A 25166-nucleotide genomic window follows, 5' to 3' on the forward strand; every position below is an offset into this window, starting at 1 on the left:
AGATCAGGCCGCACGGCTGCCGGTACGCCCTTTCTCGGACTGCTGCAGGTAGACCTGCAAGGCCTGCTGTTCCTGCACGGTCATCGACAGGCCAAGCTTGCCGCGACGCCACAGAATGTCGTCGGCATGCTCGGCCCATTCTTCTTGCAACAGGTAGTCCACTTCGCGGGTGAACAACCCGGCACCGATCGCCTGGCCCAGGTCCTCTGGACCCTGGACACCGTCGAGAAGTTGCCATATGCGGCTGCCATAGGCCAGCGCCCAGCGTCGTGCGATGTCGACTGGCAACCAGCCATGGCGTGCCAGCACGGCATCGACCAGAGCCTGTACTGTCGTCATGTTCTCGCCCCCTGGCAAGGGGGCCGTGGCGGTCCAGCTGCCGCGCATCTGGGGGAAGAACGGCTTGAGTTCGGCCATGGCTGATTCGGCCAGTTTGCGGTAGGTGGTCAGCTTGCCGCCGAACACCGAAAGTAGCGGTGCCTGCCCTTCACTTGCGGACAGCGCCAGCGTGTAGTCACGGGTTACCGCCGACGGGTTGTCCGACTCGTCGTTGCACAGCGGGCGTACGCCGGAGTAAGTGTGCAGGATGTCGGCACGGCTCAGTTGGTGGTTGAAGTGGGCGTTCACCACCGTCAGCAGGTAGTCGGTTTCCTGCTCGGTGATCGCCACCTTGGCCGGGTCGCCGTTGTATTCGCGGTCTGTGGTACCGATAAGTGTGAAACGGTCCAGATACGGGATGCAGAAGACGATGCGCTGGTCTTCGTTCTGCAGGATAAAGGCATGTTCGCCCTCGTACAGGCGAGGCACGATGAGGTGACTACCTTGGATCAGGCGGATGCCGTAAGGCGCGTCGAGTTTCAGGTCGTCCTTGATGAAGCTAGCCACCCAGGGACCGGCAGCATTGACCAACGCTCGGGCGTGGATGGTCTGCAGGTTGCCATCGGCGTGTTGCAGTTCCACCTGCCACAGGCCATCGACGCGTTCGGCACGCAGGCAGCGGGTACGGGTACGGATCTGCGCGCCCTGTTCACGAGCGGCCATGGCATTGAGTACCACCAGGCGGGCGTCATCCACCGCGCAGTCGGCATATTCGAAGCCACGGGTGATGGCGGGCTTGAGCGGGTAACCCGGGCCAAAGCGCAGGCTGCGCGAAGCACCCAGGCGCTTGCGCTTGCCGAGGTGATCGTAGAGGAACAAACCAGCGCGGATCATCCAGGCCGGACGCAGGTGCGGGCGGTGCGGCAGCACGAAACGCATGGGCTTGACGATGTGCGGCGCCTTGGCCAGCAGCACTTCGCGCTCGGCCAAGGCTTCGCGCACCAGGCGGAATTCGTAGTGCTCCAGGTAGCGCAGGCCACCATGGATCAGCTTGCTGCTGGCCGAGGAGGTGTGCTGAGCCAGGTCATCCTTTTCACAAAGGAACACCTTGAGGCCGCGCCCGGCGGCATCGGCAGCAATGCCCACGCCATTGATGCCACCGCCGATAACGGCGAGGTCGTAGCAGTCTTGGAGTGGTGGCTGGGACGAAACGGGCTGGGACACGGGCAAGGCCTCCTGGGGCTGTTCACATCGAAAGTGAACATCAATGTTCGTTTCCGAAAATATTAGCCTAATGAACAGGCGGCTGCCAGTCAGTCTTCATAGAAAAAACTGATCGGATGACAGGGAAATGAACATTTGCGAAAAGGCAGGGTGATCGATTTGCAAGGCAGGTAGATCAAGCGCCGCCAGGACGGTGCTCGACCCAACGGCTTGCAAGGGGCGAGGCGCGCAGCCTCAAACCACGTCGAGGCGAATCTTGTACTGGTTGAGCAGTTGGGTCAGGGCCGGGGAAGGTGCCTGGTCGGTCACCAGGCAGTCGACCAGGCTGATTGAGCCCAGGCGAACCATGGCATTGCGCCCGAACTTGCTTGAGTCCGCCGCCAGCAGAACCTGGCGGGCATTGGCGATGATGGCCTGGGATACCCGTACTTCCTGGTAGTCGAAGTCCAGCAGGCTGCCGTCCTCGTCAATGCCGCTGATGCCGACCACGGCGAAATCGACCTTGAACTGGTTGATGAAGTCGACGCTCGCCTGGCCCACCACGCCACCGTCGCGGCGGACCGTGCCGCCGGCCACCAGCACTTCGAAGTCGTCCTTGGCCGCCAGGATCGCCGCTACGTGCAGGTTGTTGGTGATGACTTTCAGGTGATTGTGGTTGAGCAAGGCACGGGCGATGGATTCGGTGGTGGTGCCGATGTTGATGAACAGCGAGGCATGGTCGGGAATCTGCCGGGCCACGGCGTCGGCGATGCGTTGCTTCTCGTCGCGCATCTGGTCGGCGCGCATGGCGTAGGCGGTGTTTTCGATGCTCGAATCGTAGGCGGCACCACCATGGTAGCGGCGCAACAGGTTGGCTTCGGCGAGCTGGTTGATATCGCGGCGGATGGTCTGCGGAGTGACGACGAACAGCTGCGCCATTTCCTCGATGCTGACATAGCCGCGTTCGCGGACGAGCTCGAGGATTTGTTGTTGGCGTGGAGGCAGATTCATGGGCGGTCCTTTGGGGCAGCCGGACAAATTCTGCAATGATGCCGTAGGTCGTGGTGTAGGACCAGTCTGGTTGATGTGTAAAGGATCATCGCGGGGCGTGGCAAGGGCCTCGCCCCGCGATGCTTTCGCTATCAGGCGTCGTGATCTTCCCAGTCGCGGGTGCGATCAACAGCCTTGCGCCAGCCCTTGTACAGCTTCTCCTTGGCCGCTTCATCCAGCTGCGGGCTGAACTCGCGCTCGATGATCGCCTTGTCGCGCAGCTCGTCCAGGCCACTCCAGAAGCCGCAGGCCAGGCCCGCCAGGTAGGCGGCGCCCAGCGCTGTGGTTTCGCGCATTTTCGGACGCTCGACGCAGGTACCGAGAATATCGGCCTGGAACTGCATGAGGAAGTTGTTGGCCACCGCGCCACCATCCACGCGCAGTTCGGACAGGCGCTGGCCGCAGTCCTGCTGCATGGCGTCGAGCACGTCGCGGGTCTGGTAGGCGATCGACTCGAGGGCGGCACGGATGATGTGATCGACCTTGACGCCACGGGTCAGGCCGAACAGCGCGCCGCGGGCGTACGGGTCCCAGTAGGGCGCACCCAGGCCGGTGAAGGCCGGCACCAGGTAGACGCCGTTGCTGTCCTTGACCTTGCTGGCGAAGTATTCGGTGTCGTAGGCGTCGTTGACGATCTTCAGTTCGTCGCGCAGCCACTGCACGGTGGAACCACCGTTGAAGACCGCGCCCTCAAGGGCGTAGGCCACTTCGCCACGCGGGCCGCAGGCGATGGTGGTGAGCAGGCCGTGGGACGATTGCACCGCCTTGTCGCCGGTGTTCATCAGCAGGAAACAGCCGGTGCCGTAGGTGTTCTTGGCCTGGCCGGGCTCCACGCACATCTGGCCGAACAGCGCCGATTGCTGGTCACCGGCGATACCGGCGATGGCAATGCCGCTCTTGGTATGGCCATAGACTTCGGACGACGGGCGAACCTCGGGCAGCATCTGGCTTGGGATGCCGAGGATATCGAGGAGCTTTTCGTCCCATTGCAGGCTGTGGATGTTGAACATCAGCGTGCGCGAGGCGTTGGTGTAGTCGGTGACATGCACCTTGCCACCGGAAAACTTCCAGATCAGCCAGGTATCGATGGTGCCGAACAGCAGCTCGCCACGCTCGGCGCGCTCGCGCACGCCCTCGACGTTATCGAGGATCCACTTGAGCTTGGTGCCGGAGAAGTACGGGTCGGTGACCAGGCCGGTTGCCTCGCGGATGTACTGCTCATGGCCGTCGCGCTTGAGCTGGGCGCAGATCTCGGTGCTGCGCCGGCATTGCCAGACGATGGCGTTGTACACCGGGCGCCCGGTTTCCTTGTCCCAGACGACGGTGGTCTCGCGCTGGTTGGTGATGCCGATGGCGGCGACCTGGGCGTGGCTGATGCCGGCCTGGGCCAGGGCCTCGACCATGGTCGCGCTCTGGGTGGCGAAGATTTCCATCGGGTCGTGCTCGACCCAGCCCGCCTGTGGGTAGTGCTGGGCGAATTCACGCTGCGAGGTGCCCACCACGTTGGCGTCGCGATCGAAGATGATGGCGCGCGAACTGGTGGTGCCCTGGTCCAGGGCGATGATGTAGTTCTTGTCCAGGGTATCGGTCATGTCGGTGGCCTTGCACGAATAGGGGGTAGTTCAGGGCGTGGCGGGCGCCGGGTGTCAGCCCGGGCTCGGCGTTGGCATCAGGAAACCTGGGTGTCGCCCTGAGGATTATCGTCTGTCTGTTGGGGCGCGGCTTGTGTCGTCGGCAAATTGCGGGCGATCAGCCCGCGGTACAGGGCCGCGCCCAGGCTGGCACCGAGGATCGGCGCGAACACCGGCACCAGGAAATACGGAATATCGCGCCCGCCGGTGAAGGCAATTTCGCCCCAGCCGGCCAGGAAGGTCATCAGTTTAGGCCCGAAATCGCGCGCCGGGTTCATCGCAAAGCCGGTCAGCGGGCCCATCGCGCTGCCGATCACGGCGATCAGCAGGCCGATCAGCAGGGGCGCGGTGGCGCCACGGGGCAGGCCGTTGTTGTCGTCGGTCAGGGCCATGATCACGGCCATCAGAATGGCGGTGATGATCACTTCGACCAGGAACGCCTGGCCGGTGGACAGCGCCGGGTGCGGATAGGTGGAGAACACCGAGGCCAGTTCGAGGCTGGCCTGGCTGCCGCGCAGCATGGCGTGGCTTTGTTCGAAATCGAAGAACAGGTTGCTGTACAGGAAGTACACCAACGCGGCGCCGCAGAATGCGCCGCACACCTGGGCGAGCATGTAGAACGGCAGCTTGCGCTTGTCGAAGCCGGCGAAAACGGCCAGCGCGATGCTGACCGCCGGGTTCAGGTGCGCGCCGGACACACCGGCGGTGAGGTAGATCGCCATGCTCACGCCGACACCCCAGATGATGCTTATTTCCCACAGGCCGAAGCTGGCACCGGCGACCTTGAGCGCGGCGACACAGCCGGTACCGAAGAATATGAGCAGGGCAGTGCCGAGAAATTCGGCCAGGCACTGGGCGGATAGCGTGGGTTGTCGTAGAGCAGTCGTCATGTATGACCTCGGTTCTTGTTGTTGTGAGGCGCTGGGCGCTCGACAGCAAAAAGCCCGGAGTCGATCCCCATTGACGCCGGGCGGGTACAGGAAGCGCACCTTATAGGTGCACCATTTATTCATAAACGAAAAAATATAGACAAGAAACGCTGATGTCAAAGGTCGAAAATGAACGCTCAGCCACATTCTGACTGCCGTGCCGCGTGGTGAATCCACGGCCGCTGCTCTAGCCTGGGTCCTGCGCTGGCTGCCCCGACGGATTTACCCTAAAGTACCGGGCGACTTGTGATCGCCTGGAGCCGTTGATGACCCCCGCCCTGGACCTGCTGAAAAAGGCGCGTGCCGAGCACCGCGTGCACAGCTACGAACATGATCCGAAATCCGCATCGTACGGTCTGGAGGCTGCGGAAAAGCTCGGCCTTGACCCATTGCGCGTGTTCAAGACGCTGCTCGCCAGCAGCGAAAAAGGTGAGCTGCTGGTGGCGGTGGTGCCGGTGGGCGGAACGCTCGATCTGAAGGCGTTGGCCCATGCGGCCGGCGTGAAGAAATGCGAAATGGCCGACCCGCAGGCTGCCCAGCGCGCCACGGGCTACCTGGTTGGCGGGATCAGCCCGCTGGGACAAAAGAAGCGCCTGCGCACTTTTATCGATCAATCCGCGCAACAACATGAAACGATTCATGTGAGCGCTGGCCGCCGCGGACTGGAAGTGGAACTCGCCGCAGTGGTGCTCGCTGCCCATACCCAGGCACAGTTCGCCGAGATCGGTCGCGGCTGATCATCTGTACTGAGTCAAATTCCACGACTCTGTCACTGTTCGGTCCAGGCGCCTTGCTCCATGCTCGAGGCCTTTTCCGCCCTACACAGGAGTCGTGGCATGCAGCTGCATTTTCACCAGGTCGATGCGTTCAGTGACCGGCCCTTCGCCGGCAATCCGGCCATGGTCTACCACCTGGAGCAGTGGCTCGACGATGCGCTGATGCAGCAGATCGCCGCCGAGCACAACCTCGCCGAAACTGCGTTCGTGGTCGCTGAAGGAGAGGGCTACCGGATTCGCTGGTTCACCCCCGCAACCGAAGTGCCGCTGTGCGGTCATGCCACCCTCGCCAGTGCCCATGTGCTGTTCGAGGTCTATGGCGAGCAGAAGCCTCGTCTGGACTTTCAAAGCCTGTCCGGGCCGTTGAGTGTGAACCGTGATGGGCGCCACCTGTGGCTCGATTTTCCGCGAATCGATGCGCAGCCCTTGACCGAGCCGGTGGCTGTGGCCGAGGCGTTGGGATGCGAGGTACAGGAAATTTACCAGGCCAAGGAGTTGCTGGTGGTGCTGGCTTCGGAGCAAGCCGTGCGGGCCTGCACGCCAGACATGGTGGCGCTGGCGAAACTGCCAGGTCTAGGCGTGATCGTGACGGCGCCGGGTGAAGAGCACGATTTCGTGTCGCGCTATTTCGCACCGAGTATCGGCATCCCCGAGGATCCGGTCACAGGTTCCGTTCACTGCTCGCTTATTCCTTACTGGGCGACACGCCTTGGCAAGTCGCAACTGCACGCGTTCCAGCGCTCTGCACGCGGTGGCGAGCTGTTCTGCCGATTGGAGGGGGAACGGGTGAAGATCGGTGGGCAGGCCCGCTTGGTGGCTTCTGGTACCTTGATGGTCTGATTCAAAGTGATCGGGCGAGCCCGCCCCACGCCTGTTTACAGGACGTGGAAGCGGGCTTGCCGAACCTCAGAGCGCCGAGCTGATGCGACGCACGCCGTTCTCCTGGCGCGGTAGCTGCGCGGCAACGCTACCGGGCACTGGGAACAGCACGAGATGATCGGCGGCGACGGCGATGCCGACGTCCTGGCCGAGCGAGTGGTCGTTGTGGCTGGGGAAGATCGCCTCGAGCTGGCTGCCGGTGGGAAGCTGCAGGCGATACAAGGTCGAAGCGCCGAGGAAGCTTTTGCCGATGACCTGTGCCCGCAGCGTGCTGTCGGGGGCATGGATGATGTCGTCGGGGCGCAACAGCACATCCACCGAGCTTCCGGGTGCCATGGTATAGGCCCGGTTGCCGCGCAGCTCGCCGAGTTCGGTGGTCACTGCTTCGTGGCTGCTCATCTGGCCACGAATGAAGTAACCCTGGCCGATGAAGCTGGCGACGAACGGGGTCTGCGGCTCGTGGTAGAGGTTGTAGGGCGTGTCCCACTGCTCCAGGCGGCCCTCCTTGAATACCCCCACGTGATCGCTGACGGCAAAGGCTTCTTCCTGGTCGTGGGTGACCAGGATGGCGCTGGTGCCGCGGCTCTTGAGGATGTCGCGGACCTCATGGCTCAAGCGTCGGCGCAGCTCCACGTCGAGGTTGGAGAACGGCTCGTCAAGCAACAGCAGCTGTGGCTCCGGTGCAAGCGCCCGGGCCAGGGCCACGCGTTGCTGCTGGCCGCCCGACAACTCGTGCGGGTAACGCCCGCCGAGGCCGGCCAGCTTGACCAGCTCGAGCATCTCCTCGACCACCGCCGCCTGGCGCGGGTGCTTGCCGATACCGAAGGCGATGTTCTGCGCGACGGTCAGGTGGGGGAACAGCGCGTAGTCCTGGAACACCATGCCGATCCGGCGTTTCTCCGGTGCCAGGGTGAACCCGGAGCGGGAGATGACCTCGCCGCCCAGCTGGATCTCGCCTTCGTGCACCGGCTCGAACCCGGCGATGGCGCGCAGCGTGGTGGTCTTGCCGCAACCCGAGGACCCCAGCAGGCAACCGATGTCGCCTGCGTTGAGGTGCAGGTTGAGGTTCTGGACGATGCGCTGGTCGCCATAGCCACAGGCCAGGTTGCGCAGGTTGAGCAGTAGCTGTTGACTCATGCGTGGTGGTAAGCCGGTTCTACAAGGAATTCCAGAAGTGCCTTCTGCGCATGCAGGCGGTTCTCAGCTTCGTCCCAGGCGACCGAACGGGGGTCGTCGAGCAGGTCCTGGCTGATTTCCTCGCCACGGTGGGCGGGCAGGCAATGCATGAACAGGGCGTCGGGTGCCGCCAGGTCGAGTAGTTCGCGGGTGACCTGGTAAGGCGCGAAATGCGCCAGGCGCCGTGCAGTTTCCTCTTCCTGGCCCATGGAAGTCCAGACATCCGTGGTTACCAGATGGGCGCCGCGCACGGCTTCCTTCGGATCACGGATGATCTGCACGCGGTCGCCACCCAGTTGCAGGAAACGCGGATCGGGCTCGTAGCCTTCAGGGCAAGTGATGCGCAATTGGAAATCGAACTGCACGGCAGCTTCGATATAAGAGTTGCACATGTTGAAGCCGTCGCCGACCCAGGCCACGGTCTTGCCCTGGATCGCGCCACGGTGCTCGAAGAAGGTCTGCATGTCTGCCAGCAGCTGGCAGGGGTGCGATTCGTCGGACAGGCCATTGATGACAGGCACCTTCGAATTGGCGGCGAATTCGGTGAGGGTGCTGTGGGCGTGGGTACGGATCATCACCGCGTCGACCATGCTCGACAGCACGATGGCGCTGTCGGCGATCGGCTCGCCGCGGCCTAGCTGGGTGTCGCGCGGCGACAGGAAGATTGCCTGGCCGCCAAGCTGGATCATGCCCGCTTCGAAGGACACTCGGGTACGGGTCGAGGATTTTTCGAAGATCATCCCCAGTACACGGTTCTTCAACGGCTCGAACAACACGCCTCGTTTACGCAGGTCCTTCAGCTCGATGCCGCGACGGATCACGCCGAGCAATTCGTCAGCGGTGAAATCCAGCAGGGAGAGAAAGTGCCTAGCGCTCATGATTGACTACCTTATCTGCAACGTTTTGCAGGTCGACCGTATGGGTTTTGTTGACAACGGGAGTGACCTGCGGCGTAAGCCGCACGGGGCGGACGGAATAGGGAAAGGCGCAATACTATAATTAAATGTCGCCTGAAACCAAGAGGGGAAACAGTGCCTCTGTGTCAAAGGGTGTCGTAAGCCTTTGGCGAGCAGCTGTTTTTTATTTACTACAGAGGTTGTACACGGCTTACCTCGATTTTGGCAAACCCGTCGTCGCGAATCGTCGGCCTGATGTCGCCCGATTCACGCCGCGAAGCGCGCTGGCATGCCCGGTGGGTGCGGCGCATAGTCGAACCTCCAGAACAACAAGGCAGAGGCGGCCATGACCAAGACCCTGCATCACCGAGCCTGTCACCTGTGCGAAGCCATTTGCGGCCTGAACATCGAAGTTACCCATGAGGCAGAGGGGCCGCTGCGGATCAGCTCGATCAAGGGCGATCCGCAGGATCCGTTCAGTCGCGGCCACATCTGCCCCAAGGCGGTCGCCCTGCAGGATATTCAGGAAGACCCTGACCGCCTGCGCCAGCCTCATCGGCGCATCGGTGACCAGTGGCAGGCGATTGGCTGGGATGAGGCCTTCGCCTTCGCCGCAGAGCGGCTGTGGGCGGTGCAGCAGGCCCATGGGCGCAATGCAGTGGCGGTCTACCAGGGCAACCCCAGCGTGCACAACTATGGCTTGATGACCCACAGCAACTACTTCCTCGGCCTGCTCAAGACCCGCAACCGCTTCTCGGCCACCTCGGTGGACCAGCTGCCGCAGCACCTGACCAGCCACCTGATGTACGGCCATGGCCTGTTGCTGCCCATCCCGGACATCGACCACACGCAGTTCATGCTGATTCTTGGCGGCAATCCCCTGGCGTCCAATGGCAGCATCATGACCGTCCCCGACGTGGAAAAACGCCTGAAGGCACTCAAGGCCAGGGGCGGGCAGCTGGTGGTGGTGGATCCGCGGCGCAGCGAGACGGCGTTACTGGCCGATCGGCACCTGTTCATCCGCCCCGGTGGCGACGCAGCGCTGCTGTGTGGCCTGTTGCATACCCTGTTCGCCGAGGGCCTGGCCCGTGGCTCGCACCTGCCGATCAATGGTCTGGAGCAGGTGCGCGAGGCGATCCTGCCGTTCGATGCCGTCAGCATGAGCGCGTTGTGCGGCATCCCGGCCGAGGACATCCGCCAATTGGCGCGGGACTTTGCCGCTGCCGACAAGGCAGTGTGCTATGGCCGGATGGGAGTATCGACCCAGGCCTTCGGCTCGTTGTGCCACTGGCTGGTGCAATTGATCAACCTGGTCACCGGCAACCTTGACCGAGTGGGCGGCGCGTTGTGCACCGAGCCGGCGGTCGATCTGGTCGCCAGCACCTCGGGTGGCCACTTCGACCAGTGGCGCAGTCGGGTATCGGGGTTGCCCGAATATGCTGGTGAGCTGCCGGTCTCGGCCTTGGCCGAGGAGATCCTCGAGCCCGGTGACGGGCAGGTACGGGCGTTGGTGACCGTGGCCGGCAACCCGGTGCTGTCCACGCCCAACGGGCGGCGCCTGGACGAGGCCTTGGCCGGCCTGGAGTTCATGCTCAGCATCGACCTCTACATCAACGAGACCACACGTCATGCCGACCTGATCCTGCCCTCCACCTCGGCGCTGGAGAATGACCACTACGATTCCACCTTCAACCTGCTGGCGGTGCGCAACGTCACCCGCTTCAACCGGGCGATCCTGCCCAAACCGGAGGGGGCGCTGCATGACTGGGAGATTTTCGTAGGCCTGGCCGAGGCCTTTGCCCAGCGTGCGCAGGTCGAGCTCAAGGCGACCCTGCCACCGGCACGGATGATCGACTTTGCCTTGCGCAAGGGCCCTTATGGTGACGACTCGTCCTGGAAGCTTTCCCTGCAGATGCTCGATGAATACCCCCACGGCCTGGATCTAGGGCCGCTGGGTGCCAACCTGGCGGTACGCTTGCGCACGGCTGGCGGCAAAGTCGAAGCCGCACCGGCGGTACTGCTCGGTGACCTGCAGCGCCTGGCCCGGCAGGCAGCGCCGACGGCAGGCCAGTTGTTGCTGATCGGCCGTCGCCATGTGCGCAGCAACAATTCGTGGATGCACAACTATCATCGGCTGGTCAAAGGCAAACCGCGGCATCATCTGCTGATGCATCCGGATGATCTGCTCCATCGCCAGTTGCAAGATGGGCAGATGGTGCGGATCCGCTCACGCACGGGCGTGATCGAAGTGCCTGTCCAAGCCAGCGAGGAGATGATGCCAGGGGTGGTCAGCCTGCCCCACGGCTACGGTCATGGGCGCCAGGGCGCACGCTTGCAGGTGGCCGGTGCACAGCCGGGAGTGAGTGCCAATGACCTGACCGACGAGCACTTGCGTGATGGCGTATCCGGCAACGCCGCCCTCAATGGCGTACCTGTGCAAGTGGAGGCCGCCTGAGCATCGGCAAGGCCGAGCACGCCGCTCGGCTTTCCGATACAATGCGTCACCGTGCCGACGACCCAGTCGGAAAGTTCAGCCGAGGTGCTTCATGGATATCATCGATACAATCAAAGAGCAGATCGCCAACAACACCATTCTGCTTTACATGAAAGGTTCGCCGAATGCCCCGCAGTGCGGTTTCTCGGCCAAGGCTTCGCAAGCCGTGATGGGGTGTGGCGAGAAGTTCGCTTATGTCGACATCCTGCAGAACCCGGAAATCCGTGCCAACCTGCCCAAGTACGCCAACTGGCCTACCTTCCCGCAACTGTGGGTGGCGGGTGAGCTGGTCGGCGGCAGCGACATCATGATCGAGATGTTCGAAAATGGTGAACTGCAGACCCTGATCAAGGATGCGGCCGCCAAGGCCAAGGCTTCCGAAGCCTGATTCCGGCGTTCCTCGCCAGGATGCAAAAGCCCCGCAATAGCGGGGCTTTTTGTTGCCGTCGATCGAGCAGTTACTCTTCGCCCATCTGCGACTGCAGGTAGTTCTCGATAGTGATCTTGTCGATCAGGCCCAGTTGAGTCTCCAGCCAGTCGATGTGCTCTTCCTGGTCCTCGAGGATGTCCTCGAGCACGTCGCGCGAACCGAAGTCGCCAGCGGTTTCACAATGGGCGATGGCGGCTTTCAGGTCGGCGTGGGCCTTTTTCTCGAGCTTCAGATCGCAGTCGAGCATCTCTTTGGTGTGCTCGCCAATCATGAGCTTGCCCAGGTCCTGGACGTTGGGGATGCCTTCGAGGAAGAGGATGCGCTTGATCAGCTTGTCAGCATCCTTCATCGCCTGGATGGACTCTTTGTACTCGAGTTTGCCGATTTTGTTCAGGCCCCAATCTTCGTACATGCGCGCATGCAGGAAGTACTGGTTGATTGCGACCAGCTCGTTTCCGAGGACCTTATTGAGATGCTGGATGACGCTTACGTCGCCTTTCATGATGGGGTCTGCCCTGTAGAAGTTGAGCCAATGCAAACAAGTTTGAGCCCCGCAACTATCTATGTCAAACCTAAGTTATTGAATAATAAGTGAAAATTAATCGGAATAAGAATGTTTGTGAACCGCGTTCGAGCGCTAACTTATTGAATTACGGGCATAAAAAAACCGGACACTGGGTCCGGTTCTTCGAATTTGGGGAAATTACGCCGCGTTGAATTCAACGGGGTAGGGCAGGACGGCCTGCTGGCTCAGTTGCAGCTCGGTGAGGGTTTCGCGTACCACCTGCTTGGCGAGGCAGGCGCACTTGCCGCACTGGCTGGCCACATTGGTGGCGGCTCGAACTTCCTTGTAGCTGCAGCATCCTTCGTAGATCGCGTCGCGGATCTGTCCGTCGGTGACACCGACACAAAGACACACATACATAAAGGCTGACCATCGCGGGTTGAGTCGATGCGTTGGAGAGTAATGGTAATGAGAATGCTTGTCAAAACACTTTGTGTAAGGTGCGTTCCAGAGCGACCGGCGGTTGAGATTCGGCCTGTCACGCAAAGCTGTGTATGATGGTCGGCCTTTGCTGGATCCGGGGGACGCGTTCCGCCCGGGCAAGGTTTTTCACCCCTCATCAGGAGAGATCGAATGAGCGTACTCGTTGGCAAACAAGCCCCGGACTTCACCGTTCCAGCCGTGCTGGGCAACGGCGAGATCGTTGACAGCTTCAACCTGGCCTCGGCCATCAAGGGCAAGTACGGCCTGGTGTTCTTCTACCCGCTGGACTTCACCTTCGTCTGCCCGTCCGAGCTGATCGCCCTGGACAACCGCATCCCTGACTTCCAGGCGCGCAACGTTGAAGTGATCGGCGTGTCGATCGACTCGCACTTCACCCACAACGCCTGGCGCAACACCCCGGTCAACAATGGCGGCATCGGCCAGGTCAAGTACACCCTGGCAGCCGACATGACCCACGAAATCTGCAAGGCCTACGACGTCGAGTCCGAAGGCGGCGTGGCCTTCCGTGGTGCCTTCCTGATCGACACCAACGGTGTTGTCCGCTCGCAGATCGTCAACGACCTGCCGCTGGGCCGCAACATGGACGAGCTGCTGCGTCTGGTCGACGCCCTGCAATTCCACGAAGAGCACGGCGAAGTCTGCCCGGCCAACTGGAAGAAAGGCGACAAGGGCATGAACGCTTCGCCGGAAGGCGTCGCGGCTTACCTGAGCGAGAACGCTGGCAAGCTGTAATTTGCCAAGCGCATAAAAAAACCGGCCCTGGTGGCCGGTTTTTTTATGCTTCAAGCTGCAAGCGTGCGATCAGTCGTTGAAATCGCGCCAGCCGCCCATCTCTTTCCAGCGATTGACGATGCCGCAGAACAGCTCGGCAGTTTTCTCGGTGTCGTAACGCGCCGAATGCGCCTCACGGCCGTCGAAGTCGATGTCCGCGCTCTGGCAGGCTCGGGCCAGCACGGTCTGGCCGTAGGCGAGGCCAGCGAGGGTGGCGGTGTCGAAGCTGGAGAACGGGTGGAACGGGTTGCGCTTGATATCGTTGCGCGCCACCGCAGCATTGAGGAAACCCAGGTCGAAGCTGCTGTTATGCCCCACCAGGATCGCCCGCTTGCAGCCATTGGCCTTCAGCGCCTTGCGCACGCCGCGGAAAATATCGGTCAGCGCACTTTCCTCGCTCACCGCCATGCGCAGCGGGTGATCGAGCTTGATGCCGGTGAACTCCAGCGCGGCGGCCTCGATATTGGCCCCCTCGAACGGTTCGACCCGATGGAAATAGGTGTGTTCGGGGAACAGGAAGCCCTTTTCATCCATGCCGATGGTGACGGCGGCAATCTCCAGCAGCGCGTCGGTGGCGCTGTTGAAACCACCGGTCTCGACATCCACCACCACAGGCAGGTAGCCGCGGAAACGCTCGGCCATCGGATGGCGCGAGCCGCTGCTGACCTGGCTGTCCTGGTCGTCTTCGTAAAGATCTTCGCTCACGCGTGGTCCTCCTGCAGGCGCCAGCGCAGTGTTTCACCAGCGCGCAGGGGAATGACGGTGGTGTCACCGAAGGGCAGGCTGTCCGGCGCTGTCCATTGCTCACGCACCAGGGTGATGGTGTCGGTATTGCGCGGCAGGCCGTAGAAGTCAGGGCCATGCTTGCTGGCGAAGCCTTCGAGCTTGTCCAGTGCGTTGCGCTGCTCGAACGCCTCGGCATACAACTCGATGGCGGCGTAGGCGGTATAGCAGCCGGCGCAGCCGCAGGCGGCTTCCTTGGCATGCTTGGCGTGAGGCGCCGAGTCGGTACCGAGGAAGAATTTCGGATTGCCGCTGGTCGCGGCATCCAGCAACGCAACCTGGTGGGTGTTGCGCTTGAGGATCGGCAGGCAATAGAAATGCGGGCGGATACCGCCAACCAGCATGTGGTTGCGGTTGTACAGCAGGTGCTGGGCGGTGATGGTGGCACCGACGTTGGCTGGCGCCTCGGTGACGAACTGTGCGGCGTCGCTGGTGGTGATGTGCTCGAACACCACTTTCAGGGTCGGGAAACGCTCGACCAGGCGGCGCATGTGCTCGTCGATGAAACGCTTCTCGCGGTCGAACACGTCGATCTCACTGCGCGTGACCTCGCCGTGCACCAGCAGGGGCATGCCGGTTTCGGCCAGTGCCTCGATTGCCGGGAAGATGTTGTCGATGCTGGTCACGCCCGAATCGGAGTTGGTGGTGGCGCCGGCCGGGTACAGCTTGGCGGCGTACACGATCCCGCTGGCCTTGGCGGCGCGGATGTCTTCCGGGCTGGTGCGGTCGGTAAGATACAGCACCATCAGTGGCTCGAAACGGCTGCCGGCGGGGCGTGCTGCAAGGATGCGGGCGCGGTAGGCATCGGCCTCGACGGCGTTGCGCACCGGCGGAACCAGGTTGGGCATAATGATGGCGCGGGCGAAGGTACGCGCCACGTCACCAACGGTGTGAGGCAGGACGGCACCATCGCGCAGATGGATGTGCCAGTCGTCGGGGCGCAGGAGGGTCAGGCGATCGGACATTGGAGATTCCAGGCGGGTCGAACTCAGAAGCCAATGCTACCGGAAAACCCCTGTTCGAGCACGGCTATCAAGTTTTCCGACAGGCGTCCGATAGCATTCAGGTAAGCCGTCAGAATCAGTGGAGCCGACCGTGCGCCAGCGTTACCTAGCCCTGTTCACCCTTGTCGCCAGCCTGCCGGCCGGGGCCATGACCTTCCAGACCCGCGTGGAGAACGTCGCCTGGAAAGTCGAGGGTGACCAGTTCGAATGTCGCCTGATCCAGCCGATCGACGGTTTCGGCAGCGGCGAGTTCGTGCGCCGTGCCGGCGAGCAACCGACGTTCCAGCTGCGTTCGGACAGCAATGTCCTCGGCGCAGGGTCAGCCACCTTGCTGGCCGCCGCAGCCCCCTGGCAGCCAGGGCGGGGCGATATCAACCTCGGTGCGGTGCACATGGCCCGCACTGGCGTGTTGTTCACCTCCAGCCAGGGGCAGGCCAGCCGCCTGATCAATGGCCTGCTCGATGGCCGCAGCACGGTGGTGCGCAACTACCGGGGCGAGGGTGGCCGGCCGATGCAAGTGCAGGTGATGCCCGTCAGCTTCGCCAAGGCCTACAGCGACTACCAACTGTGCGCCGCCAAGCTGCTGCCGATGAACTACGACCAGATCCGCCAGACCCAGGTCGGCTTCCCCGGTGGCGGGATCGAACTGGACAGCTCGGCGCGTGCGCGCCTGGATGTGCTGCTGGACTATTTGAAGGCCGATCCGACGGTCAATCACATCGAGCTCAACGGCCACTCCGACAACAGCGGCAACCGCCTGACCAACCGCGACACCTCGCGCCGACGGGCGTTGGCGGTGGCCGACTACCTCAAGGCGCATGGCGTGCCGGAAGAGCAGATCACCGTGCGCTTCCACGGCGAACGCTATCCGCTGGCCAAGAACAACTCTGCCGCCAACCGGGCGCGCAACCGCCGGGTGAACATCCAGCTCGAGCGCGTGACACCGGTCGAGAAACCGCTGGAGAAACCGGCGCCACCGGTTGCACCGGCGCCCGCGGCTACCGCACCTGCGCCCGCGACGCCTGCGCCCGCTTCCGCCCAGCCCACTCCAGCGAAATCCTGAGTGCGACAGCGGGTCGCGCTCTCGACAATTCCTGTCGCTTTGTCGTCACAAGCTGTCGCCCCATTGTAAATTTTTCGGCAAGGCCGGTAGAATCATCGGCTTTCCGTACAACCCCGTGGAGTGATGGCATGGCGGACGTAAAAAAGGTCGTATTGGCGTATTCCGGCGGCCTTGATACTTCGGTGATTCTCAAGTGGCTGCAGGACACCTACAACTGTGAAGTGGTGACCTTCACCGCTGACCTCGGCCAGGGCGAGGAGGTCGAGCCGGCCCGCGCCAAGGCCCAGGCGATGGGCGTGAAAGAAATCTACATCGACGACCTGCGCGAAGAGTTCGTGCGTGATTTCGTCTTCCCGATGTTCCGCGCCAACACCGTCTACGAAGGCGAGTACCTGCTGGGTACTTCCATCGCCCGTCCGCTGATCGCCAAGCGTTTGATCGAAATCGCCAACGAAACCGGCGCCGACGCCATTTCCCACGGTGCCACCGGCAAGGGCAACGACCAGGTGCGTTTCGAGCTGGGCGCCTATGCGCTCAAGCCTGGCGTCAAGGTCATCGCGCCATGGCGTGAGTGGGACCTGCTGTCCCGCGAGAAGCTGATGGACTACGCCGAGAAGCACGGCATCCCGATCGAGCGCCACGGCAAGAAGAAGTCGCCGTACTCGATGGACGCCAACCTGCTGCACATCTCCTACGAAGGCGGTGTCCTGGAAGATACCTGGACCGAGCACGAGGAAGACATGTGGAAATGGAGCGTCTCTCCGGAGAACGCCCCGGACCAGGCCACCTACATCGAGCTGACCTACCGCAACGGTGACATCGTCGCCATCGACGGCGTCGAGAAGACCCCGGCCACCGTGCTGGCCGATCTCAACCGCATTGGCGGCGCCAACGGCATCGGTCGCCTGGACATCGTCGAGAACCGCTATGTCGGCATGAAGTCGCGCGGTTGCTACGAGACCCCGGGCGGCACCATCATGCTCAAGGCTCACCGCGCCATCGAGTCGATCACCCTGGACCGCGAAGTCGCTCACCTGAAGGATGAGCTGATGCCCAAGTACGCCAGCCTGATCTACACCGGCTACTGGTGGAGCCCGGAGCGTCTGATGCTGCAGCAGATGATCGACGCCTCGCAGCTCAACGTGAATGGCGTTGTCCGCCTGAAGCTGTACAAGGGCAATGTCACCGTCGTAGGCCGCAAGTCGGACGATTCGCTGTTCGATGCCAACATCGCGACCTTCGAGGAAGACGGCGGGGCTTACAACCAGGCCGATGCCGCAGGCTTCATCAAGCTCAATGCATTGCGTATGCGTATCGCGGCCAACAAGGGCCGTTCGCTGCTGTAAGCTGCCTCGAGCGTAAGAAGAAACCCGGCCTAGGCCGGGTTTTTTCATGCCTGGGTTTCTGCCTGGGTGGCGGGCGGGCTCTCGTCTTCCTGCATGGGCGCGGCAGAGAGATGGATACAGGTGCGCGTATCCAGGTTGTACAGCACCCAGCGTCGTTGTCGCCCGTGGGGGCGGTCGATCATTCGCAGTACATGGTTTTCGATGATCTTCTGACTGTCGGCTCCGGAAATGGCGATGATCATCGCGCCTTTGCTCCCGGCGACAGATGTGTGTACAGGCTTGCTGGCGCTGTTGGCATCCCTGTCCGGTACAAACAGCGAGCGAGTGTTGAAGTTGAGGGTGAGAAAGAACAGTACGGTAAGGAAGAACGGGAAGCCCACGAGGAACCAGGTGTACAGGGTCTGGCTGTCTTCGCTGAGGAACGGGAGTGATGCCAGGGCAGACGCTTCGATCACGCCGGCAAAGACAGCGATAAGGGTCAACGGACTGATGGGGTCGCGGTTCATGATGAGTGCCTGGTGATGCTTTGCCCATCTGTAGCGTGTTTTCCCCAGCGTATTAAGCGTGCTTTGTTTCCCTCCCTGGCCAGGTCGCAGCCCTCAACGCCTACCTTTATCCAGTGTATACAGTCGAATTTTCCCGCGTGAAGTGTGACCCAATGACACTTGGATCCAATTATGGCGACTGTTACTTTCTGAATCGTTGCGACGAACCAATATCTATTACATTTTGTGAAAGGGGTAGTTTGTAGGAAGAGTCTCCATTAATTGTAGGCCGCTTCTTTCGGTGAATTTACCAGGGAAACCGCTGCATAAATAATCGTTATGCTCGGGTGTGGTGGTCTATCGAACTAAAAATAACGTATCAATGGGAATCGCATGAATAAAGTGCTGATCGTGGATGATCACCCGGTCATTCGCCTGGCCGTACGCATGCTGATGGAACGGCATGGCTACGAAGTGGTGGCGGAGAGTGACAATGGTGTGGATGCCCTGCAACTGACGCGGGAATATCTGCCGGATATTGTCATTCTGGATATCGGGATCCCCAAACTGGATGGGCTTGAAGTGATTGCGCGGATGACGCTGGCGAGCCCGGCGAGCAAGGTACTGGTGCTGACTTCCCAGGCCCCTGGGCACTTCTCGATGCGCTGCATGCAAGCGGGGGCGGCAGGTTATGTGTGCAAGCAACAGGAGTTGACCGAGCTGCTCAGTGCCATCAAGGCCGTGCTGTCCGGCTACAGCTATTTCCCCAATCAGGCATTGCACAAGGGGCGCTCGGGCACGGGAGGCGCCACGGAAATGGAGATGGTCGAGCGGCTTTCCGGCCGGGAGATGATGGTGCTGCAGCAACTGGCACGGGGCAAGAGTAACAAGGAGATCGCCGACAGCATGTTCCTCAGCAACAAGACGGTCAGTACCTACAAGACTCGCCTGCTCCTCAAGTTGAATGCCCGCTCGTTGGTGGACCTGATCGAACTCGCCCAGCGCCATGGGCTGGCCTGAACCCTATTGAAAAAGCCTCCGTTCAGGAGGCTTTTGCATGTCTGCGCTACAGATCGTAGTCGAAGTCGGCCAGTTGCTTCTGCAGGCGTCGCTCCTCGAGCATGTTGTCGATGGTGCGGCGCTTGCTCAGGTTGGTCTTGGCCGGTTCGGCCTGCGGCTCCACGTCGTCGTCCGTACTTTGGAAATCGTCGTCGTTCGCCAGGTCTTCTTTATCGGTGCTCATGCGTCACTCCAAGCCAAAGGGCCATTGGCCGTCCTTATAACGGGAATCGCAGAGCGGGTAAAAAAGATTTTTTCAATCGCCTTGTGCTGTTGTCAGCTATTGCTTCAATCGTCCGAGGTCTTGAGCTTGTATTCGCACAGATCCTCGATTCGGCAGCTGCCACAGCGGGGTTTTCGGGCCTGGCAGACATAGCGGCCATGCAGGATCAGCCAGTGGTGGGCATCGAGCAGATAGTCCTTTGGCACAAACTTGAGCAGTTTCTTTTCGACTTCCAGAACGGTCTTGCCCGGCGCTATACCCGTGCGGTTGCTGACCCGGAAGATATGCGTATCGACGGCCATGGCCAGTTGGCGAAAAGCGGTGTTGAGCACTACGTTGGCGGTCTTGCGGCCGACGCCGGGCAGGGCTTCCAGGGCTTCGCGGCTCTGCGGGACTTCACCACCGTGCAGTTCGACCAGCAGGCGACAGGTCTCGATGACATTCCTGGCCTTGCTGTTGTACAGCCCGATGGTCTTGATGTACTCGCTCAGGCCTTCGACACCCAGGGCGTGGATGGCCTGCGGCGTGTTGGCAACCGGGAACAGGCGCGCGGTGGCCTTGTTGACGCCGACGTCCGTCGCCTGGGCCGAGAGGATCACCGCGATCAACAGTTCGAAGGGGGTGGAGTAGGCCAGTTCGGTCTTGGGTTCGGGGTTGTCTTCATGCAGCCTGCGAAAGATCTCCAGGCGTTTGGCGGCATTCATGGGGTCAACGGCTTCCTTGACTGCGTGGTGAGGTGGTCGATGGGCGCAGGTGATTGTACAAGCCCAGCAGCAGGCCGAGCAGTATCAAGGCGCCGGGGGCGAGCGTGGCAATGTGCAGGCCGAGACCGTCGGCGAGCACTTGTCGACAGATACCCAGGGCAAGGCTGGCCACCAGGAGCCCACCCAGGCTGCGGCACAGTTGGCGGTAGCGGTGAGTCTGTGGCGGCAACTGTTCGCAGGCCAGGCAGGGCAGCGCCAGCAACAGGGGGTAGAGGGCAAGTTCCTCGGCCAGGGGCAGGGCCCACGCCCGCAGCCCCAGGTACAGGCAGGTTACCAAGGTGGCGGCCAGTAAAGCGCTCGCCCACGGGCTGGCGCCCTGGGCAAGGTGGCGACGCAGCGGTGCCATCAGCGCCTGATGCAGGCCTGTCAGCAGGCAAGCGCAAAGGCTGATGGCGATAGCCTGGACAATGGTCCGGGTCGCGCCGAGCAACGGTGCCAGGCTGATCATCACTAGCCAGAACCTGCTCATGGGCGCGCCTCGCCGAGCAGTGCCTGGCGGTGATCGTCGAAGTAGCGCAGCGCATCCTGGATCGCCTCAATGACTGCCCGAGAAGTTACCGTCGCCCCGGCGAGCTGATCGAACGCGCCCTGGTCACGCTTGATCGCCCAGGCCTGCTCGGGTGTACCTTGCTGTGCCCGGCCGATGAACTGGTCGAGCCAGTGACGCGCCGGGTCTGCCAGTTGGTCGCCCAGGCCTGGGCTTTCCTGTTGCTCGAGTACACGCATGCCTACCAGGCGGCCCCGGGTGTCGATGGCGATGACCATTTCGATGGCGCCGCCATAGCCCTGGAACCTGTTGTGCAGCAGGATGGCGGTGGGGCTGCCGGCCAGCGTGGCACGGTAACCGGCGAGCAGGCGGCTATGGCGCAGGCTGGTATCTGCCAGGGCCAAGGGTGTCTGCAAGGGCCGATTGTCGTAGCTGCCCGGCGGCAGCACCGCCAGCCACTGCCGTTCCTGCCACTGGCGCGAGGCCTGTGCAATCGGTTCGGCCGTGAAGCGTTGCCAGGCCAGTGTCGTGGCAACGGCCAACAATGCCAGCAGCAGAAGGCATGCGGCGCTGCGCCAGCGGGCATTCACGGGCAGGCCTGCTGGCGGCGTTCCGCCCAGCGATCCAGGGAGGGTGCGGCAAGGTTCATCAGCAGGATCGCGAATGCCGTGCCGTCGGCGAAGCTGCCCCATGTACGGATCAGGTAGATCAGCAGGCCGGCACCGGCACCGAACAGCAGGCGAGCCAATGGCTGCCTGCAACCTGATACCGGCTCGGTGGCGATGAAGAACGCGGCCAGCATGGTCGAGCCCGACAGCAGGTGCAGCAATGGTGAGCCATTGGAGTCGGAGCCGGAGCCATTCCAACCCAGCAGGCTGAACAGGAACAAGGCACCAAGCAGGCCGACGGGTGCATGCCAGCCGAAGACCTTGCGCTGCATCAGGAACAACCCTCCGAGCAGGAAGGCGAGGTTGACCCATTCGCTTGCCCGTCCACCGAAGTGGCCGAAGGCCGAATGGCTGGCAAACAGTTCGTCGATGGTCAGGCTGCGGTTGTGGCGCAGTACGTCGAGCACCGTGGGGCTGGCCCAGGCATCGATGCGATCGCCGGTACCCAGGCTCAGATTCAGGCTGTCCAGCAACCCGGGTGCTTGGCCGGGCCAGTGGTTCATCTGCAGGGGGAAGCTCAGCAGTACGAACACGTAGCCCACCATGGCTGGGTTGAACAGGTTGCGTCCCACTCCACCGAAGGCCTGTTTGCCCAGGCCAATGGCAACACAGGCTGCAATTACCGGCAACCACCAGGGTGCCTGGATGGGCAGGGCGGCAGCCAGCAGGACGGCGGTGACCAGCGCACTGCCATCGCCCACGGCCGAGGCCACCGGTAGCTTGCGCCACCTCAGCAGCAAGGCCTCGGTGGCCAGCGCCGCGCAACTGCTCAGCAGCAGGTTGATCAGCACGCCCCAGCCATGCAGCCAGAACAGTGCCAGCAGCCCTGGGGTGCAGGCCAGCAGCACCAGTTGCATGGCGCTGCGTAGGCGCGGATCAGGTAGCGGCATGGGCCTGCAGTTCCTCGAGGTAGTGCCGGGCGGCGTTTTGCAGGGCCGGCGGCAAGACGTCGGTATGTAGAGTGAGGTTCATTGGGTGAACAGTCCGTTGAGTCCCGAAAACGCCATGGCCATCACCCCGGCACCGATCAGTTGGATAGGCAGGCCGCGTAATGCCGTGGGTACCTCGGCTTGGCGGCTGCGCATGTCCAGGTCCGCATAAAGCATCAGCGCGAGCCAGAAGCCCAAAGCGGCGACGAGTGGCCACGCCAGCAGGCGCCAGCCGCGCATGTCGTCATGGGACAGTTGCACCAGCAAGCCTAGCACCACGGCATTTGCGCTCAGCAGACCCGGCAGGCCTTGTGTAGGCCAGTCTGGGCGCAGGCGCTGAAGCAGGTTCGGCAGCGCCCAGGCCAATGCCGTCAGCAACGGCAGGAAGATCCACAACTGCAGGTCCTGCAACTGCAGAGGCACGAGCAGTTGCTGGTACAGCCAGGCGCCGACTGGCAGTGCCACGAGTATCAGCAGTGCGCTGCACAGGCCCAGGACATGCAGGCGTGCACGCTCGACCGGCTCTGCCTGCAGGAGCAGGTGATTGACCAGCGCGGCGCTGACCAGGACCAGAACATAGTCACTCATGGAGATGCCGACGGCGGGAGGATGGCGCCATTATCCGGCAGCGGGCGGCAGATGCAAATGCCCCGGCCAGGTGACCGGGGCATGGTAGTTACTCGAGGTGGTTACTTGATGCGCTGGCCTGGCTTGGCACCGCTGTCAGGGCTGAGCAGGTAGATTTCCTCGCCGCCCGGGCCGGCTGCCATGACCATGCCCTCGGAAACGCCGAAGCGCATCTTCCGTGGCTTGAGGTTGGCCACCATCATGGTCAGGCGGCCTTCCAGCTGGGACGGATCCGGGTAGGCCGACTTGATACCCGAGAACACATTGCGACGCTCGTCACCGATGTCCAGGGTCAATTGCAGCAGCTTGTCGGCACCCGGCACGGCTTCGGCCTTGACGATCAGCGCCACGCGCAGGTCGACTGCGGCGAAGGTGTCGAACTCGATTTCAGCCGACAGCGGGTCCTTGGCCAGCTCGCCATTGCCCGCCGGGGCGGTCTTGGCCTCGGCGGCCAGCAGGTCTTCCTTGCTGGCGGCGATCATGGCTTCGACCTTGGCCGGTTCGATGCGGCTCATCAGCGCCTTGAACGGGTTGAGCTGGTGGTTTTCCAGGCGCGACTGGTGGTCGTTCCAGGTCAGCGGCGCGACATTGAGGAAGGCCTCGGCATCGGCGGCCAGCACTGGCAGGACCGGCTTGAGGTAGATCACCAACTGGCGGAACAGGTTGACGCCCTGGGCACAGATGGCCTGCACCTCCTCCTGCTTGCCTTCCTGCTTGGCCAGCGACCACGGGGCCTTGTCGGCGATCCAGGCGTTGGCACGGTCGGCCAGGGCCATGATCTCGCGCATGGCGCGACCGAAATCACGGGCTTCATAGGCCTCGGCAATCGACGGGGCGGCCGCGAGGAAAGCTTCGGTCAGCTCTGGCGCGGCATCACCTGCGACCATCACGCCGTCATTGCCCTTGTGGATGAAGCCGGCGCAGCGGCTGGCGATGTTGACCACCTTGCCGACCAGGTCGGAGTTGACCTTCTGCACGAAGTCCTCGAGGTTCAGGTCGAGGTCGTCGACGCCGCGGCCCAGCTTGGCGGCGTAGTAGTAGCGCAGGTACTCCGGCTGCAGATGGTCGAGGTAGGTGCGCGCCTTGATGAAGGTGCCGCGCGACTTGGACATCTTCGCGCCGTTGACGGTCAGGTAGCCGTGCACGTTGACCGCGGTCGGCTTGCGCAGGCCCGCGCCTTCGAGCATGGCCGGCCAGAACAGGGCGTGGAAGTTGACGATGTCCTTGCCGATGAAGTGATACAGCTCGGCCGTGGAGTCTTCTTTCCAGAACGCGTCGAAGTCCAGTTCCGGCCGGCGCGCGCAGAGGTTCTTGAAGCTGGCCATGTAGCCGATCGGCGCGTCCAGCCAGACGTAGAAGTACTTGCCAGGCTCGCCCGGGATCTCGAAACCGAAGTACGGGGCGTCGCGGGAGATGTCCCATTCCTGAAGGCCAGAGTCCAGCCACTCGGCGAGCTTGTTGGCCACGGCGTCCTGCAGGGTGCCGCTGCGGGTCCACTGTTGCAGCATGGCCTGGAAGTCGGGCAGCTTGAAGAAGAAGTGCTGGGAATCACGCAGCACCGGGGTGGCGCCGGAGATCGCCGACTTGGGGTTCTTCAGCTCGGTCGGGGCGTAGGTGGCGCCGCATTTTTCGCAGTTGTCGCCGTACTGGTCCTCGGCCGCGCACTTGGGGCAGGTGCCCTTGATGAAGCGGTCGGCGAGGAACATGCCCTTTTCAGGGTCGAAATACTGGGTGACCGAACGGGTGGCGATATGCCCGGCATCGCGCAGGCGCGTGTAGATCAGGCTCGACAGCTCGCGGTTCTCTTCGCTGTGCGTGGAGTGGTAGTTGTCGAAGTCGACCAGGAAGTCGGCGAAGTCGGCGCTGTGCTCGGCCTGGACGTTGGCGATCAGTTGCTCGGGCGTGATGCCTTCCTTTTCCGCGCGCAGCATGATGGCCGAACCGTGGGCGTCGTCGGCGCAGACATAGATGCACTGGTTGCCGCGCAGTTTCTGGAAGCGCACCCACATGTCCGTCTGGATGTACTCGAGCATGTGGCCAAGGTGGATCGATCCATTGGCATAGGGCAGGGCGCTGGTGACGAGAATCTGACGTGGCTCGGACATGGTGGCTCGGCTACTTATCTGGCTACGGGGTAAAAATGAGGGTGATCGGCCACTATAAAGG

The 25166-nt window shown here is 62.4% G+C and carries 26 protein-coding genes; 8 read left to right on the top strand and 18 right to left on the bottom strand.

All coding sequences use genetic code 11. The annotated features are described in order from the left end of the window. Positions 1 to 3 precede the first annotated feature (3 nt). From glpD to AAHK21_RS19760, 4 genes are all read right to left on the bottom strand, one after another. Positions 4 to 1542 (bottom strand): glycerol-3-phosphate dehydrogenase, encoded by a 1539-nt coding sequence (gene glpD / locus AAHK21_RS19745; protein WP_367858111.1) that lies wholly within the window; start codon positions 1540 to 1542, stop codon positions 4 to 6. A gap of 234 nt (positions 1543 to 1776) precedes the next feature. After that, the gene (gene glpR, locus AAHK21_RS19750) at positions 1777 to 2532 is read right to left on the bottom strand and encodes a DNA-binding transcriptional repressor GlpR (RefSeq protein WP_023629017.1); all 756 of its coding nucleotides are present in this window, start codon (positions 2530 to 2532) and stop codon (positions 1777 to 1779) included. A 131-nt stretch (positions 2533 to 2663) separates the two neighbouring features. Beyond that, positions 2664 to 4163 (bottom strand): glycerol kinase GlpK, encoded by a 1500-nt coding sequence (gene glpK / locus AAHK21_RS19755; protein ID WP_046854445.1) that lies wholly within the window; start codon positions 4161 to 4163, stop codon positions 2664 to 2666. Positions 4164 to 4240: 77 nt separating this feature from the next. After that, positions 4241 to 5092, bottom strand: coding sequence for an MIP/aquaporin family protein (locus AAHK21_RS19760; RefSeq protein ID WP_046854446.1), 852 nt, complete (start codon positions 5090 to 5092; stop codon positions 4241 to 4243). A gap of 305 nt (positions 5093 to 5397) precedes the next feature. On the opposite strand from AAHK21_RS19760, the gene ybaK reads away from it, so the two are divergent. Beyond that, the gene (gene ybaK / locus AAHK21_RS19765; RefSeq protein ID WP_110701961.1) at positions 5398 to 5868 is read left to right on the top strand and encodes a Cys-tRNA(Pro) deacylase; all 471 of its coding nucleotides are present in this window, start codon (positions 5398 to 5400) and stop codon (positions 5866 to 5868) included. 99 nt (positions 5869 to 5967) lie between these two features. After that, on the top strand, positions 5968 to 6747 hold the full coding sequence (locus tag AAHK21_RS19770) for a PhzF family phenazine biosynthesis protein (protein ID WP_367858112.1): 780 nt from the start codon (positions 5968 to 5970) through the stop codon (positions 6745 to 6747). A gap of 66 nt (positions 6748 to 6813) precedes the next feature. Here AAHK21_RS19770 and AAHK21_RS19775 read toward each other — a convergent pair whose 3' ends face one another. Together AAHK21_RS19775 and argF are read right to left on the bottom strand one after the other, a co-directional pair. Next, positions 6814 to 7923, bottom strand: a complete 1110-nt coding sequence (locus AAHK21_RS19775) for an ABC transporter ATP-binding protein (protein ID WP_367858113.1) — start codon at positions 7921 to 7923, stop codon at positions 6814 to 6816. After that, the gene (argF, locus tag AAHK21_RS19780; RefSeq protein WP_046854449.1) at positions 7920 to 8840 is read right to left on the bottom strand and encodes an ornithine carbamoyltransferase; all 921 of its coding nucleotides are present in this window, start codon (positions 8838 to 8840) and stop codon (positions 7920 to 7922) included. The genes AAHK21_RS19775 and argF overlap by 4 nt, the downstream gene beginning before the upstream one ends. Positions 8841 to 9204: 364 nt before the next feature. Between argF and AAHK21_RS19785 the strand changes: the two genes are divergently transcribed. Together AAHK21_RS19785 and grxD are read left to right on the top strand one after the other, a co-directional pair. After that, a complete protein-coding gene (locus AAHK21_RS19785; protein ID WP_367858114.1) occupies positions 9205 to 11313 on the top strand; it encodes a molybdopterin oxidoreductase family protein in 2109 nt (702 codons plus the stop codon). Between the two features lie 91 nt (positions 11314 to 11404). After that, on the top strand, positions 11405 to 11740 hold the full coding sequence (gene grxD, locus AAHK21_RS19790) for a Grx4 family monothiol glutaredoxin (protein ID WP_031314504.1): 336 nt from the start codon (positions 11405 to 11407) through the stop codon (positions 11738 to 11740). A 70-nt stretch (positions 11741 to 11810) separates the two neighbouring features. On the opposite strand, the gene bfr is transcribed toward grxD, so the two are convergent. Both bfr and AAHK21_RS19800 read right to left on the bottom strand, forming a co-directional pair. Next, the gene (bfr, locus tag AAHK21_RS19795; protein WP_046854451.1) at positions 11811 to 12284 is read right to left on the bottom strand and encodes a bacterioferritin; all 474 of its coding nucleotides are present in this window, start codon (positions 12282 to 12284) and stop codon (positions 11811 to 11813) included. A gap of 201 nt (positions 12285 to 12485) precedes the next feature. Further along, positions 12486 to 12707 carry a bacterioferritin-associated ferredoxin gene (locus AAHK21_RS19800; protein WP_011532520.1) on the bottom strand — a complete coding sequence of 74 codons (222 nt, stop codon included), beginning with the start codon at positions 12705 to 12707 and terminating at the stop codon, positions 12486 to 12488. Positions 12708 to 12920: 213 nt separating this feature from the next. On the opposite strand from AAHK21_RS19800, the gene AAHK21_RS19805 reads away from it, so the two are divergent. Then, complete coding sequence (locus tag AAHK21_RS19805) at positions 12921 to 13523, top strand: peroxiredoxin (protein WP_023629028.1); 603 nt, start codon at positions 12921 to 12923, stop codon at positions 13521 to 13523. Positions 13524 to 13592: 69 nt separating this feature from the next. Here the strand turns inward: AAHK21_RS19805 and rnt are convergent, their stop codons facing one another. Beyond that, positions 13593 to 14267: a ribonuclease T gene (gene rnt, locus AAHK21_RS19810; RefSeq protein ID WP_028690079.1), complete on the bottom strand. Its 675-nt coding sequence runs from the start codon at positions 14265 to 14267 to the stop codon at positions 13593 to 13595. Beyond that, positions 14264 to 15310: a dihydroorotase gene (pyrC, locus tag AAHK21_RS19815; RefSeq protein ID WP_367858115.1), complete on the bottom strand. Its 1047-nt coding sequence runs from the start codon at positions 15308 to 15310 to the stop codon at positions 14264 to 14266. The genes rnt and pyrC overlap by 4 nt, the downstream gene beginning before the upstream one ends. Positions 15311 to 15440: 130 nt before the next feature. Here pyrC and AAHK21_RS19820 point away from each other — a divergent pair, with 130 nt between their 5' ends. After that, positions 15441 to 16412, top strand: coding sequence for an OmpA family protein (locus AAHK21_RS19820; RefSeq protein ID WP_367858116.1), 972 nt, complete (start codon positions 15441 to 15443; stop codon positions 16410 to 16412). Between the two features lie 128 nt (positions 16413 to 16540). Continuing rightward, a complete protein-coding gene (locus AAHK21_RS19825; protein ID WP_023630754.1) occupies positions 16541 to 17758 on the top strand; it encodes an argininosuccinate synthase in 1218 nt (405 codons plus the stop codon). A 44-nt stretch (positions 17759 to 17802) separates the two neighbouring features. Here AAHK21_RS19825 and AAHK21_RS19830 read toward each other — a convergent pair whose 3' ends face one another. After that, the gene (locus tag AAHK21_RS19830) at positions 17803 to 18264 is read right to left on the bottom strand and encodes a hypothetical protein (protein WP_367858117.1); all 462 of its coding nucleotides are present in this window, start codon (positions 18262 to 18264) and stop codon (positions 17803 to 17805) included. A 372-nt stretch (positions 18265 to 18636) separates the two neighbouring features. On the opposite strand from AAHK21_RS19830, the gene AAHK21_RS19835 reads away from it, so the two are divergent. Continuing rightward, entirely contained in the window at positions 18637 to 19263 is a 627-nt protein-coding gene (locus AAHK21_RS19835) for a response regulator transcription factor (RefSeq protein WP_023630756.1), read from the top strand. Between the two features lie 46 nt (positions 19264 to 19309). Here the strand turns inward: AAHK21_RS19835 and AAHK21_RS19840 are convergent, their stop codons facing one another. The 7 genes from AAHK21_RS19840 to metG all read right to left on the bottom strand — a co-directional run bounded on the left by AAHK21_RS19840 (position 19310) and on the right by metG (position 25105). After that, entirely contained in the window at positions 19310 to 19486 is a 177-nt protein-coding gene (locus AAHK21_RS19840) for a PA3496 family putative envelope integrity protein (protein WP_023630757.1), read from the bottom strand. Positions 19487 to 19590: 104 nt separating this feature from the next. Beyond that, on the bottom strand, positions 19591 to 20229 hold the full coding sequence (gene nth, locus AAHK21_RS19845) for an endonuclease III (RefSeq protein WP_046854460.1): 639 nt from the start codon (positions 20227 to 20229) through the stop codon (positions 19591 to 19593). A 4-nt stretch (positions 20230 to 20233) separates the two neighbouring features. Next, a complete protein-coding gene (locus tag AAHK21_RS19850) occupies positions 20234 to 20758 on the bottom strand; it encodes an Rnf-Nqr domain containing protein (protein WP_367858118.1) in 525 nt (174 codons plus the stop codon). Further along, positions 20755 to 21366: an RnfABCDGE type electron transport complex subunit G gene (locus AAHK21_RS19855; protein ID WP_367858119.1), complete on the bottom strand. Its 612-nt coding sequence runs from the start codon at positions 21364 to 21366 to the stop codon at positions 20755 to 20757. The genes AAHK21_RS19850 and AAHK21_RS19855 overlap by 4 nt, the downstream gene beginning before the upstream one ends. Continuing rightward, positions 21363 to 22334 (bottom strand): RnfABCDGE type electron transport complex subunit D, encoded by a 972-nt coding sequence (locus tag AAHK21_RS19860; RefSeq protein ID WP_367858120.1) that lies wholly within the window; start codon positions 22332 to 22334, stop codon positions 21363 to 21365. Before AAHK21_RS19860 ends, AAHK21_RS19855 begins: the two co-directional genes overlap by 4 nt. A gap of 78 nt (positions 22335 to 22412) precedes the next feature. After that, positions 22413 to 22961 carry an Rnf-Nqr domain containing protein gene (locus tag AAHK21_RS19865; RefSeq protein WP_367858121.1) on the bottom strand — a complete coding sequence of 183 codons (549 nt, stop codon included), beginning with the start codon at positions 22959 to 22961 and terminating at the stop codon, positions 22413 to 22415. A gap of 101 nt (positions 22962 to 23062) precedes the next feature. After that, positions 23063 to 25105, bottom strand: coding sequence for a methionine--tRNA ligase (gene metG, locus AAHK21_RS19870; protein WP_367858122.1), 2043 nt, complete (start codon positions 25103 to 25105; stop codon positions 23063 to 23065). Positions 25106 to 25166 lie beyond the last annotated feature (61 nt).

The sequence above is a fragment of the Pseudomonas sp. TE50-2 genome (assembly GCF_040813665.1).
In the GTDB taxonomy this organism is placed as follows: Bacteria; Pseudomonadota; Gammaproteobacteria; order Pseudomonadales; family Pseudomonadaceae; genus Aquipseudomonas; species Aquipseudomonas soli.

Coding starts and splice junctions, on each gene's coding strand:
- glpR (WP_023629017.1), bottom strand. CDS start 2,532: ATGAATCTGCCTCCACGCCAACAACAAATCCTCGAGCTCGTCCGCGAA.
- glpK (WP_046854445.1), bottom strand. CDS start 4,163: ATGACCGATACCCTGGACAAGAACTACATCATCGCCCTGGACCAGGGC.
- AAHK21_RS19760 (WP_046854446.1), bottom strand. CDS start 5,092: ATGACGACTGCTCTACGACAACCCACGCTATCCGCCCAGTGCCTGGCC.
- ybaK (WP_110701961.1), top strand. CDS start 5,398: ATGACCCCCGCCCTGGACCTGCTGAAAAAGGCGCGTGCCGAGCACCGC.
- AAHK21_RS19770 (WP_367858112.1), top strand. CDS start 5,968: ATGCAGCTGCATTTTCACCAGGTCGATGCGTTCAGTGACCGGCCCTTC.
- AAHK21_RS19775 (WP_367858113.1), bottom strand. CDS start 7,923: ATGAGTCAACAGCTACTGCTCAACCTGCGCAACCTGGCCTGTGGCTAT.
- argF (WP_046854449.1), bottom strand. CDS start 8,840: ATGAGCGCTAGGCACTTTCTCTCCCTGCTGGATTTCACCGCTGACGAA.
- AAHK21_RS19785 (WP_367858114.1), top strand. CDS start 9,205: ATGACCAAGACCCTGCATCACCGAGCCTGTCACCTGTGCGAAGCCATT.
- grxD (WP_031314504.1), top strand. CDS start 11,405: ATGGATATCATCGATACAATCAAAGAGCAGATCGCCAACAACACCATT.
- bfr (WP_046854451.1), bottom strand. CDS start 12,284: ATGAAAGGCGACGTAAGCGTCATCCAGCATCTCAATAAGGTCCTCGGA.
- AAHK21_RS19800 (WP_011532520.1), bottom strand. CDS start 12,707: ATGTATGTGTGTCTTTGTGTCGGTGTCACCGACGGACAGATCCGCGAC.
- AAHK21_RS19805 (WP_023629028.1), top strand. CDS start 12,921: ATGAGCGTACTCGTTGGCAAACAAGCCCCGGACTTCACCGTTCCAGCC.
- pyrC (WP_367858115.1), bottom strand. CDS start 15,310: ATGTCCGATCGCCTGACCCTCCTGCGCCCCGACGACTGGCACATCCAT.
- AAHK21_RS19825 (WP_023630754.1), top strand. CDS start 16,541: ATGGCGGACGTAAAAAAGGTCGTATTGGCGTATTCCGGCGGCCTTGAT.
- AAHK21_RS19830 (WP_367858117.1), bottom strand. CDS start 18,264: ATGAACCGCGACCCCATCAGTCCGTTGACCCTTATCGCTGTCTTTGCC.
- AAHK21_RS19835 (WP_023630756.1), top strand. CDS start 18,637: ATGAATAAAGTGCTGATCGTGGATGATCACCCGGTCATTCGCCTGGCC.
- AAHK21_RS19840 (WP_023630757.1), bottom strand. CDS start 19,486: ATGAGCACCGATAAAGAAGACCTGGCGAACGACGACGATTTCCAAAGT.
- nth (WP_046854460.1), bottom strand. CDS start 20,229: ATGAATGCCGCCAAACGCCTGGAGATCTTTCGCAGGCTGCATGAAGAC.
- AAHK21_RS19850 (WP_367858118.1), bottom strand. CDS start 20,758: ATGAGCAGGTTCTGGCTAGTGATGATCAGCCTGGCACCGTTGCTCGGC.
- AAHK21_RS19860 (WP_367858120.1), bottom strand. CDS start 22,334: ATGCCGCTACCTGATCCGCGCCTACGCAGCGCCATGCAACTGGTGCTG.
- AAHK21_RS19865 (WP_367858121.1), bottom strand. CDS start 22,961: ATGAGTGACTATGTTCTGGTCCTGGTCAGCGCCGCGCTGGTCAATCAC.
- metG (WP_367858122.1), bottom strand. CDS start 25,105: ATGTCCGAGCCACGTCAGATTCTCGTCACCAGCGCCCTGCCCTATGCC.